Source organism: Chryseobacterium aahli (assembly GCF_022699665.1).
Classification (GTDB): domain Bacteria; phylum Bacteroidota; class Bacteroidia; order Flavobacteriales; family Weeksellaceae; genus Chryseobacterium; species Chryseobacterium aahli.
In genome coordinates this window covers 87,800-100,456 of the sequence record NZ_JALDNB010000003.1, presented here as the reverse complement: position 1 = coordinate 100,456, position 12,657 = coordinate 87,800, and the positions used below count along the sequence as shown (strand labels likewise).

Genomic DNA, 12,657 nt, shown 5'->3' with positions numbered 1-12,657 from the left:
ACATCATATTTAAAATAAAAACAAAAATCCCGAGATATTTATCCCGGGATTTTTTTATGTTTTGAATGAAAAATTTTTATTCGAAGATATAGCTTAAGCTTAAACTAATAACCTGCTCAGACTTCTTTTTAGCTGAATTTGGATCTAACTTGCTTTCATCCAGATTTGGATAAGTATTTGATAAACCAAAATCATACTTTAAAGCCAATTCGAGCTGTCTTTTGTAGCTATAACCAATACCTGCGCCTATTGCGAAGTTAAATGATTTTGCTTTACCCAGTTGATCTGTTCTATAGATTTCACGAGATTCATTTTTAACCTTTTGATCGAGTAAAAAATTAAATCTTGGACCAATCAATCCAAAGAATTCTGATTCTGCTTCAGAAAAATATCCTTTGAAAGATACAGGAACACTGATGTAGTTATTAGCATAAACAGCATCATAACCTTTTACACCTTTAGCATTCTTATCTTTTCCAGATTCTCCGGCACCGTAGTATACTACTTCCGGCTGAAGATAAAACTGGTTAGAACCTCCCATTGGGATTAATGCTAAAACACCACCCTGAAAAGCAAATCTAGCTCCTGAAGGATTGTGTGCATTTTTTACTCTCGAATAGTTTCCACCAGCAGTAACACCGAATCTTGTACTACTAAAATCAATCTGTGCGAATGATAAAGTAGAAAATGCTAAAGCTGATGCTAATAAAAATTTTTTCATATGTAGTTTGTATTGTTTTTAATAGTCATCCCGATTAGTCGGAACAAGTTATGTAATCGCCTACCAAAATCATTGAATAGCTTCCTCAATCAGGAAAGGCGATTTCATAATATTTAGTGTTTAATTATCCTAAAACTTTTGCAACAGTAACACCAATGTCAGCAGGGGAATCTACTACATTGATACCGTTTTCTCTCATGATTTCCATTTTAGCCTGAGCTGTATCTTCATCACCTCCAACAATAGCACCTGCGTGCCCCATTGTTCTGCCTTTAGGAGCAGTTTGTCCAGCGATAAAACCAACAACTGGTTTTGTAGAACCACTAGCTTTGTACCATCTTGCAGCTTCAGCTTCAAGACCACCACCGATTTCACCGATCATTACAACCGCTTCAGTTTCGGGGTCGTTGATGAACAATTCAAGAGCTTCTCTTGTAGTAGTTCCAATGATTGGATCACCACCGATTCCGATCGCTGTAGAAACACCGTAACCAGCTTTTACAACTTGGTCAGCAGCTTCATAAGTAAGAGTTCCAGATTTTGAAACGATCCCTACTTTCCCTTTTTTGAAAACGAAACCTGGCATAATACCAATTTTAGCTTCATCAGAAGTGATGATTCCCGGACAGTTTGGCCCGATCAATCTGCACTCTTTGTCAGCGATATAAGATTTTACTTTTACCATGTCTGCAACAGGAATACCTTCTGTAATACATACGATTACTTTAATACCCGCTTCAGCAGCTTCCATGATAGCATCTGCAGCAAATGCAGGTGGTACAAAAATGATACTTACATTAGCTCCAGCTTTTGCAACAGCGTCAGCAACAGTATTAAATACCGGCTTCCCAAGGTGCTCGCTACCTCCTTTTCCCGGAGTAACACCACCTACTACGTTGGTTCCGTATTCGATCATCTGACCAGCGTGGAAAGTACCTTCGTTACCTGTAAAACCTTGTACAATTACTTTAGAATCTTTGTTTACTAAAATTGACATTTTATTGTTGTTTTAATTTATTTTTATTAATGCTCACAAATTTACTTATTTTTCTTTGATTATAGATAAAACCATCAGACTAATCTTTATCACCTTTATTAAAAAAAATCAAAAGAAATACAATCGGGCAAATCACTTCTGAGCGATTAAGAATAGAATAATCTGTTCTAAGCGTATGATTTTATTTTAATTTTTAAGTAAAATTGCCTCGCTGCAAACATACTGATTTTATTTTTTTTCTAAACAGAGAGTTATTAAGAACCTCATGAATTTTTCATAATATCAATTTCTGAAAGTGGATTTTTTCTTTCAATGAATAGAAATAAGATGTATGTGATTTGAAACTACATCTATATAGTATGAGAGTATTTTGTTTATTGCTGAATACGATCTGGCAGCTGAGGAATATGAGCTTCCCACTCCTGAATATGAGATGAAGGTATCTGAATGTGGAATGTCTGATTAAGAATGACAGCTGTACGCTTCGGAATATGATCTGTACATAAAGGAATACTTTCTGTACACCTCAGAATATCATCTGTCTGCTTCGGAAAATGAACTGTACACTACGGAATGCTTCATGTATTACCCGGAATATCATCTGTCTGCTCCGGAAAACGAACTTGCCGCTATAGAATGTTTTCTGTATAGCTCGGTAAGAAATCTTGACAAATGATTGAGGTAATGTCACAAAAAAACCTGATTAAAAATCAGGCATTTTATATATTTATTCTTTTGTTGGAAGTTCACTATTGTGTCGGGTTCCCAAATCTGAGGTTTTGCGTGAAAGCTTATAATTACCGTGAAAAGATTTATTGAGAATATCATATTTTTTCATCAGCCTGTCTAGTTTACTTAAACAGATGCTAAGCTTTTTAAATTCATTATTCAGATCATGCGTTGCGTTTTGTGTAGTGTCTATCCTTACGTCTGCATCATACGCTTTGGCATCAAAATTATTAATTGCGGTAAGCCACTCTTCTGCTTCGGATGTCGTTACATAGTCCGGATTGAGATTTTCTGTATTTTCGTTTACCAAATTATACAGCTTTTGGCAGTAGATTTTAGCTTCTACTCCAGTCATGTTTTTGATTTTTGACTTACTCGTTGTAAGCTGTTTTGCAAGAGGGCTGTCTTTGTCATCAAAATAATCTGCAGCGGTATTTGCATACGCAACCGTAAGATCAATCATTACTGTTCTGGCGTCTGTCTTTAAACCTGTATTTGCTGTAGTGTCGGTCGTCTGAATTTCGGCTAAAGCATCAAGATTGCTGATAATTGTATTGAGCTCTGAAATTCTCAGGGTAAGAGGATTATTTCAGGAGTATTTACTGTTTTCAACGGAAAAAAACTGCTTGAGGGTTTTGGCCATATTGAGCCTGTTTGATTGTTTTGTCGTCATTGTGTTTTATTTAAGAATAATGACAAATGTAAAAAATATTTTAATATGTACAAATACTTAGAATATCAAAAATTAAAATTTTAGTTCTGGTTTATAATCAGTTACTATCGAATCAACATTTTAACTCTACTTTATTTCATATTAAGCTTATGTGATATATTCAGATTTCCCTACAGAAAATATAAGACGTCAAGTTTTGTCGCATCAGTGATTTAGCTTTGTTAAAATAAATATTACATAATGGTGAAATTTGTATCAAACTATTGTGACATGTGTTAAAAAAAGTTAAATTCGCAGCAATAAAAAATAAAAAAACCAAATCATGAAAAAACTCTACATGAGTGCAGTTTTACTCTGCACAACTGCCGTATGGTATGCTCAGGATGTGGTATGGCAGAAAGACATTAAATCCTCTACTCAGGATTTTCTTTCACAAGTCACCACAACAATCGATCAGCAATACCTCATTACAGGAAGCTCTATTCAATCGAAAAAGCTTACTTCTGAAAACAAACAAAACAACGGTTACGATTTCCATCTCGTTAAATTGAATCAGCAGGGTGAAGAAGTCTGGGAAAAATATTTCTCAGGACAGAACCATGATTTTCTCTCAGCCACGGTGGCTACCCAGGAAGGAGGTTTTCTGTTGGCTGGAACTTCGTTCTCAGGAAAAGGTTTGGATAAAAAAGATGACGCTAAAGGCGGTTCGGATATCTGGCTGATCAGAATCAATGAATTTGGTGATGAGCTATGGCAGAAAACTTTGGGAACTTCACAGGATGAGGAAGCCAGAGCTGTTATCCAAACTACAGATTTTGGATTTTTTGTTGCCGGAAATGTTCAGAATGCACCGAAAGGTTTTGGGTCTAAAGATATCCTGATTTCAAGAATCGATAAAAACGGAAAAGAACTTTCACAACTTATTTTAGGAGGAAAAGGTCTGGATGAAGTCGAAAAGATGATTCCGACTTTAGACGGAGGTGCATTACTAGGAATGTATTCCAGAAGTACTGCAGGCGGGTCAAAGAAAACTGAAAACTTTGGTGAAGGAGACTACTGGATTATAAAACTCAATAAAGACGGAAAAGTAGAATGGGAAAAGAATTACGGAGGCAAGGGTGATGATCACCTACGAACTTTGGCTATGACTACTTCAGGATTCATCGTTGGCGGAGAATCGAGATCTGAAAGATCTGGAAATAAATCTGTAGGCATTGAAGAAGGTACTGATATTTGGTTGATTTCTTTAAACGATCGGGGTGAAGAACTGTGGCAGAAATCTTACAATTTTAAAAACAGGGATGTTCTGATGGGGATGAATGTGATTCAGAGGAAAGATGAAAGAGAAAAGAATAAAGATTTAACTCAGGGAATTTTACTAGGTGGCTATACTCAGGCGGAAGGGAGAATAGAAGCAGATGATGAAACATTCTGGATGCTGTATCTGAATCAGGACGGTAATGAGCAGTGGAGAAAGCATGTGAAAGGAGAATCCAGAAAAAAGGAAGAGCGATTATCTGACATTAAATTAAACAGAGACGGTTCAATTATATTGGCAGGAACAAGTGCTGAAGAGTTAGGAAAAGAGAACTGGAAGATTGTAAAGCTGGGTGATAAACAACTGGATCAGCTGATTGAGAAATCAGACATTAAGATTTATCCGAATCCTGTATCTGATTACTGTTATGTAGAGATTGGTTTTGATTTTAAGGAAGCTGATATTGTGCTTTACGATATGGGAGGCCGACAATTACAAAGTCTGAAAACCAAAAATAAGGTGACCAAGATCAATACGCAGAATCTGATTCAGGGAGCATATTTGGTGACGATAAAAACGGATACAAATAAAACAGCGAATGCTAAAATAATTAAAAAATAAAAACACAATGAAAAAAATATACTTGTTAAGTTTATCATTTACACTGATAAACTTAATATATGGGCAAAAGTCAACTGAATTAGATTTTAAAACTCCAATGGCGCCTGAATCTTATCAATTCAAAAAACGACTTGTTAATAATGTATCTTTATATACAGGTCAGCCGAGTATTTCAATTCCTATTTACACAATCAATTTAGATGGAATGGAAGTTCCAATTTTTATTTCGTACAACACAGGAGGAATAAAGACAGATGAAGAATCAACCTTTGTAGGTTTGGGTTGGTCTCTCAATATTGGTGGGGAAATTAATAGGACTAATCATGGAGCATTGGATGAAAATTACCTAATGACAACACCATATAATCAGCAAGGCAGGGGTATTGGATTTTTAAAAATACCTCCAAACGTAACAAGTTCTGGGGGATCTGTTGGTTTCGGTCAAATGTTTTGTGCTTCAGGTATATTTTCACAGACCCAAGATTATATAAATTTTTATAAAAGTGCTTACTATGCAAGCGATCCTTTAGGTGCATACGAAAGCTTTGATGCAAGGCCAGACGAGTTTTTTTACAGTATGCAGGGGCATTCAGGAAAAATTATGTACAGTCAAAAAAATTCTAGATTTGTTGCAATTCCTTTTGATGATATTAAGACTGAATATAATTTATCGAATACTCAATATGGTTCTTATACAAAAAAGAATATAGATTTTATATTTACTCTTCCTAATGGTTATAAAGTCAACTTTGGTAGAGAAGGTATCAAATCAATGTATAAATTAATGACGGGCGGACGGATGTTTGATCAGACATGGCAGATAGGAAGTATAACCTCTCCAAAAGGAAATAATATTTCATATACTTATCAGCCAATAGAATATTCTTTATGTACTAATTTCTTTCCTACAAGTACTTTTGTTCATCACAATGGTACAAGCTCATCAGAATATCTAAAGTGCAATGAAGTGACTAATAAAGATAACCTTCCTTATAGAATTCTATTTCCTGGTGGAGAAATACATTTCAATTACGATGATAGATTAGATATGATGGTAGGTTCCAAAAAGCTGAAAGAAATATTTATTTACAACTCTACAGGAACCGTAATTAAGAAAATGGAATTTAGTCACAGCTACTTTGATGCAAATTATGATGCTTCTACAGGAAACCCTAATGCATCTAATGCTAATGTAATAAATAAGAGATTAAAACTGAATTCGATAAAAACAATTTATGGAGCAAATGACAATTTTAATTCAAATGATAATTATGCTTTTGATTATTACCTATTCGATAAAATTCCTTCTAAATCTACTATAGCAAGGGATCACTGGGGTTATTTTAATGGAGGTGTTTTTGGTAATTCAAGTTCATTAAGTAATTTTAATCCGAAAACTAAAAGTATTCATAATTGGTACTCTCAAATATTCAGCTTAAAAAGCATCCAATATCCTGAAGGTGGAAAGAAGGAATTTATCTATGAAAATCATCAAGCAATTCCACATCAAAGAGTGGAAAGATATTTTGATGAAATATCAGATGAGAGATATTCTTTAAAAAGTGGCAATTTAAATGTGAGTGGATATGATTTAAACAATTTATATCCAGCTCCTTCTAATGTTCAACTTCCCAACTATCCTAGTGGTCATAAAGTTGTATTTGGTGAAGATTTTGAAATTACAGATATTGATAAATCTGCTTCTATCAATGAAAAATCCCTTTCTATTTCATCTGATTTGACATTGAAACATCCAAATTATCAAAATGTTAACAGAGAATATAATTATGTGGTTTTTGAATTGCAAAAGAAAGTTGGAGGATTATATTCACACTTTTTGACACTTGGAGAAATTTCGAAATCATCTAATTCTAGTGGAGTGATTGAAGGAAAACTAAACGTTAATGATGGGGTAAATGGTTCACTCTCTTCAGGTATTTACAGAGTGGTGATGATAATTTACCAGCCTCTTTTAAATCAATATCCAGCTAACAATATTAATCACAACTCAAGTGTATCACTCAAATTTAGAAGAAAATTAAAAGATGAAGCAAGAATTGGCGGATTGAGAATAAAACAAATAAATAATTATTTACAGGATAATGCCTCACCGCAGTATGTATCTAAATACTCATATATAAATGATAATGAGATTTCATCTGGGAAAATATTAAGTGTTCCCGACTATAATGAAATTATTCATGTTAGAACACCAGGGTTTACAGGACCCGCAAATGATATTACTAACAATCATGCACTCTCGCTAAAAACTTCAAGCGAACCTTTACTTCCACTTTATAAAACTTCAGGTTCAAATGTTGGATATACAAAAATCACAAAAAAGGATATCAATATACTGACAAATGAGGAAATTAAAGAATCTAGTTATTTTACATTTCAGGATCCATATTTTAGCGATATCCCATCTAGTTCTTTATCAAGAAATCAAGAACCTAAAGATTGGCATAGGGGTAAGCTTTTAAAAAATATTTACTTTAAAAATAATCAAATTTTAAAAGAAGAAACTTTTGAATATAATGGTGAATCCATCGAACAAGATATGGATGAAGTTGAAGAAATCAATACTGACCTAGTAGATGTTTCAGAGTTCACATGCAATTTTGAGCCTATGCAATCAAGACATATTGATCTTAGCAATAATTGGCCAAATTTCGTGTGGACGCCAACAACTTTAATCCCTTTTAATTTATATAACCCTACAGGACATTTAAGTTCAACATATATTCCTTATTTTAAAATCTATTCAGGTTTTGATAAGATTAAGACAAAAATTACTACTGATTATATTAATGGAATACCAACTCTTAGTAGAAGTGAAAATTTTTCTTACAATAACAGCATATATAAGCAACTGGAAAAGCAAAATATAATATATCCAGATAACGAAACTTCTGAAACAACTTTTAAATATGCCTCCGATCTGAACGATACAAATATGCTTAATGCTCATATAATTGATGTTCCATTAGAAACAGAAACTAAAAATAATGGAAAAACTATTGCAAAATCTAAGATTATTTATAATAAAAATACTAATACATCATTATTAGTACTTCCAACCTCAGTGCTAAGTTATAGTCTAGATAATGCATCAGTGCCAAATCAGGAACTATTATATGATTTGTATGATTCTAAAGGAAATATTATACAATATTCTACTTTATCTCATGGGATTGACTCTTTCAAAACCGCAATCGTTTGGGGATATAACAGAGAACATCCAATAGCGAAAGTTGAAGGGGCATCATTCTCTCAAATAGAGCTACATATTGCCGATATTTTGGCTGCTTCAGAAAAAGATTTCAATCCTTCTGCTTACAATTTAACACCTGTGGAAACGGAAGAAAATCTTTTAAATAAGCTTAATCAGTTTCGTAAAAAACAGGAATTAGCTAATTTTAAAATTTTTACTTATACTTATGATCCATTGATTGGAATTAGAAGTATTACCCCACCATCAGGAATTAGTGAATTTTTTCAGTATAATACTTCAAATAGGCTTCAGTTAGTCAAAGATTCATCTGGAAATATTCTTAAAGAATATAATTATAACTATAAAGGATTTATTCCAAATTCTAATGCAAATAGTATAACTTATTTAAATCAGTCCTTTAGTTCTTCATTTCAAAAAAATAATTGTCCACCTAATCATGTTGGAGGTTATTATGTTTATCAAATAAATGAGGGAACTTATAGTTCTAATATCAGCCAGGCAGATGCTAATCAAAAAGCATCAGATGAGTTAGCCACAAATGGACAAAACTTAGCAAACACAAATGCTAGCTGCATTCCTGCAGCTGATGTAAATTGTCCATTTACTCCTACGGATAATTACTATGTATCACACTATTATTCAAATTTTGTTTACAAACCTGCAACAAACTCTATTAATGTGCAATATACTTTTGCCCTTCCTTATCAATCTTCGAGTTTGGATTGGAGTCAAGGAGTATATATAGGCAGTGTAGCATCAGCATGTGCACCATCTGTGAATAGAACGATTGTTATTAATAATGGATCAATTGTGTGGAATATGATTATTAATACATCAGGTCAGCTAACTCTAAAACTGATTTCTGGTACGGTAGTTTATTCCTCAACACCCTCTACCTTTAATTTCCAATATCAAAAATAAAACACACATGAAAAAAATACTCATCCCTATCAGTACCCTGTTTGTAGTGGGATTATCCCATGCGCAGACTACAGTACCAAGCACAACAGAAAATTATGTCTATACAAAAACATATATAACCGATCCTACGATAGCTAACCCCAAGATTGCTGAGACTGTACAATATTTTGACGGTTTGGGAAGACCTAAACAGATCGTTAATGTCAAAGCCTCACCATTAGGAAGAGATATCGTTACCCACATCGAATATGATGGTTTTGGAAGACAAATCAAAGATTATCTTCCCGTACCTCAGAGTGGAACAATGAATGGTGCTATTGTACCCACGCCGCTTTCCAATGCCACACAAACCGATATCTACGGATCGGAGAAAATATATGCTGAGAAAATACTGGAAAATTCACCACTAGACAGAGTCCAGCAGCAGATCCAGGTAGGAAATGACTGGACTGGTAAACCTGTAAAATTTGATTATGATGCCAACATAGCTAGCGACTATGTAAGAAAATATGAAACTACCACAACTTGGGTTGAAGGCAGAACGCAAACCGCTGTTCAGCTCCTTCAATATTTCCAGCCCTCACAATTATATAAGAACACCATAACTGATGAAGACGGAAACAAAACCATAGAATTCAAAAACGGACAGGGGCAGACTCTTCTCGTGAGAAAAGTTTTGAGTGCTACAGAAAATACAGATACGTATTATGTGTATAACGAATATAATCAGCTCGCATTTGTTATTCCACCATTAGCTTCGGCGCCTTCGGTAGAACCGTCCACAGTAGAAAACCTGTATTATCAATATCGCTATGACGGTAGAAACCGTTTGGTAGAAAAGAAGCTTCCCGGAAAAGGATGGGAATATATGGTGTATGATAAAGCAGATCGTTTGATTATGACTCAGGATGCCAATTTGCAACAACAGGAAAAATGGCTTATTACCAAATATGATCGATTTGGCAGAGTGGTTTATACAGGCATTCTGCCCGGAGGCAACAGGGAAAGCATGCAGAGCCAGGCAGGAAATCAGGTGATTACAGAAAGTACAAACGGCAGTTTCACAAAGAACGGCATGGAGATTTACTATAGTAACGTGTATTTCTTCAATATAGAAACCGTATTATCTGTAAATTATTATGATATCTATCCTGTAGGAAGCCCAGCAATACCTACCCAGATTTTGGGACAGAATATCCTGCACGAAAATGCGCAGCTATACAACATCAGCACCAAAACACTACCTGTTGCTTCTTATGTGAAAAACATTGAAGATGACAATTGGACAAAAAACTACACTTGGTACGACACCAAAGGAAGACCTGTTGCAAGCCATTCTATCAATCATCTAGGTGGCTATACCAAGACAGAATCTTTGCTTGACTTTTCGGGAACACCATTGCAGGCAATTACAAAACATAAAAGACTGAATGGTGATACTGAAAAAGTAATCACAGAAAATTTCACCTACGATCATCAGAACAGGTTGCAGGTTCATAAGCACAAAGTAGACAACAATCCTGAAGAGATTTTAGCACAGAATGAGTATAATGAGCTTTCGCAGTTGAAAACGAAAAAAGTTGGAGGTGTGGTTTTAGGAAATAGCCTTCAAACAGTTGATTATAAGTATAATATCAGAGGTTGGATGACGCAGATCAATGATCCTAGTGATTTAAGCGGTGATGATTTGTTTGGATACAAGATTAATTATAACCTTAGAGAGGGAATAGAAATGCCTAATTCTGACTTTACCAATCTTATAGTAAAACCAAAGTATAATGGAAATATCGCTGAAGTATCTTGGAAAACCCAGACAGAGTCCAATGAGCCTTTGAAAAGATATGGTTATGTCTATGATGGTTTAAACAGGCTATCTGCCGGTTTTTATCAAAAGGCAGGATACGAAACTTCGAAAGAATATTTTGAGAAAATGGAATATGACCTTAATGGAAATATTACCAGATTACAGCGGTCACAGGGTTTACTACCGGGAGGAAGTACAACAGCATTGGCAATAGATAATTTAAAATACGATTACCTAGGAAACAGACTTACAAAAGTGACTGAAGAGCAGATTGGAAACAGCAACGGCTACCCATATTTAGTCAATCATAACATTATCGAGTACGATAATAACACCGTCAATGGGAATGGCAATATGACCAAGCATTTGGATAAAGGTATTTCCTCAATCCAATATAATTTTTTAAATTTACCAAAGCAGATTACCCAAAACTCTGAGATAACAAATTTCATCTACAGTGCAGATGGAGTAAAACTGAAGAAGTTGTTTGGAAATTTAGAGACAAATTACTTACATGGGTTTCAATATAAATCTACATTTTCACATGAATCATGGAACGGGACTGGAACCTATCTTCCTGACCCCAATGAAATTCCAGTAATAAAACTGAGAATTATTCCTACGACAGAAGGATATTATGATGCGCTAATAGGTCAGTATATTTATAACTTTAGTGATCATTTAGGGAATGTAAGGTTGAGTTATTCCGATAGTAATAATGATGGTGTCGTGCAGCCGAGATATTATACAACAACCGAATGTAAACCTAAAAAAGGTTGTTATGATGTTTGGAAGCCGGGAGAAATTGTTGAGGTAAATAATTATTATCCTTTTGGGTTGATGCATAATTATACAGCAACTACTCAAAATGCTTATCAGTATAAGTACAACGGCAAGGAACTTCAAGAGACCGGGATGTATGATTACGGTGCAAGATTCTATATGCCTGATATTGGTAGATGGGGGGTACACGACCCGATGAGTGAAGAAACTTTTGAACCGTATAGTTATGCAGATAATAATCCTATCTTCTACAATGACCCGACCGGAATGATTGCCGAGAGACCTGAAATGCATGCAACTACTTATAAGCATAGAAGAACAGGAGAAGAAGTTACAATAAACGATGGTATTAATAAAACGATTATTGTAAATCCTATTGACTTCGCAACAGCAAAAAATTTTGCTAAATATTACACAAATAATAGTTCTCTATCTAAAGATAGTTATGAAATAAATAGAGCATACACAGATTTTTATTACGATGTTTCAGATTTTAATCCATTTGATTCAGGTCCTGTTAAGCAAAGGATGCCTACAAGTTTTGAGGATACTTTTACATTGCTTGAAGTTCCTGATTTTGGAAGGAAAGGAGCTACAAGAGCTCTGAGTAGAGGTTTAGCCAAAACCTTAAAGACAACAAAATCAGCAAATCTTCCTGCATGGAAAAACATACTTGTGGATATAGAACATATTGCTTCGGGACACATGAAAGGAGGGTCACGTCTAAGTCCTCTTAAAACAATGTTTCCTGAAAATTTATCGGAAAGACAAATTGAAAAATTAGTTCGTGAAGCATATAGAAATAGTACAAAAATTAAGACACAAGGAGAAAGAGTTTTGTTGAGAGGTAATAATGTGGAAATGTGGCTTAATACCCAAACTAAAACAATAGAAACTGCTTATCCAATAAAATAA

General features: G+C 34.5%; 6 protein-coding genes. 3 read left to right on the top strand and 3 right to left on the bottom strand.

Features of this window, described 5'->3' with window-relative positions:
• Positions 1-76: 76 nt before the first annotated feature.
• From MQX03_RS06570 to MQX03_RS06560, 3 genes are all read right to left on the bottom strand, one after another.
• A complete protein-coding gene (locus tag MQX03_RS06570) occupies positions 77-721 on the bottom strand; it encodes a porin family protein (protein WP_242802198.1) in 645 nt (214 codons plus the stop codon).
• 124 nt (positions 722-845) lie between these two features.
• Positions 846-1,718 (bottom strand): succinate--CoA ligase subunit alpha, encoded by an 873-nt coding sequence (sucD, locus tag MQX03_RS06565; RefSeq protein ID WP_129534654.1) that lies wholly within the window; start codon positions 1,716-1,718, stop codon positions 846-848.
• A 727-nt stretch (positions 1,719-2,445) separates the two neighbouring features.
• The gene (locus MQX03_RS06560; protein WP_242802197.1) at positions 2,446-2,910 is read right to left on the bottom strand and encodes a hypothetical protein; all 465 of its coding nucleotides are present in this window, start codon (positions 2,908-2,910) and stop codon (positions 2,446-2,448) included.
• A 532-nt stretch (positions 2,911-3,442) separates the two neighbouring features.
• Here MQX03_RS06560 and MQX03_RS06555 point away from each other — a divergent pair.
• Genes MQX03_RS06555 through MQX03_RS06545 form a run of 3 tightly spaced genes read left to right on the top strand, consistent with a single transcriptional unit; the run spans position 3,443 to position 12,657 of the window.
• Positions 3,443-4,999, top strand: coding sequence for a T9SS type A sorting domain-containing protein (locus MQX03_RS06555; protein WP_242802196.1), 1,557 nt, complete (start codon positions 3,443-3,445; stop codon positions 4,997-4,999).
• 7 nt (positions 5,000-5,006) lie between these two features.
• Positions 5,007-9,155, top strand: coding sequence for a DUF5977 domain-containing protein (locus tag MQX03_RS06550; protein WP_242802195.1), 4,149 nt, complete (start codon positions 5,007-5,009; stop codon positions 9,153-9,155).
• Positions 9,156-9,162: 7 nt separating this feature from the next.
• Positions 9,163-12,657, top strand: a complete 3,495-nt coding sequence (locus MQX03_RS06545; RefSeq protein WP_242802194.1) for a DUF6443 domain-containing protein — start codon at positions 9,163-9,165, stop codon at positions 12,655-12,657.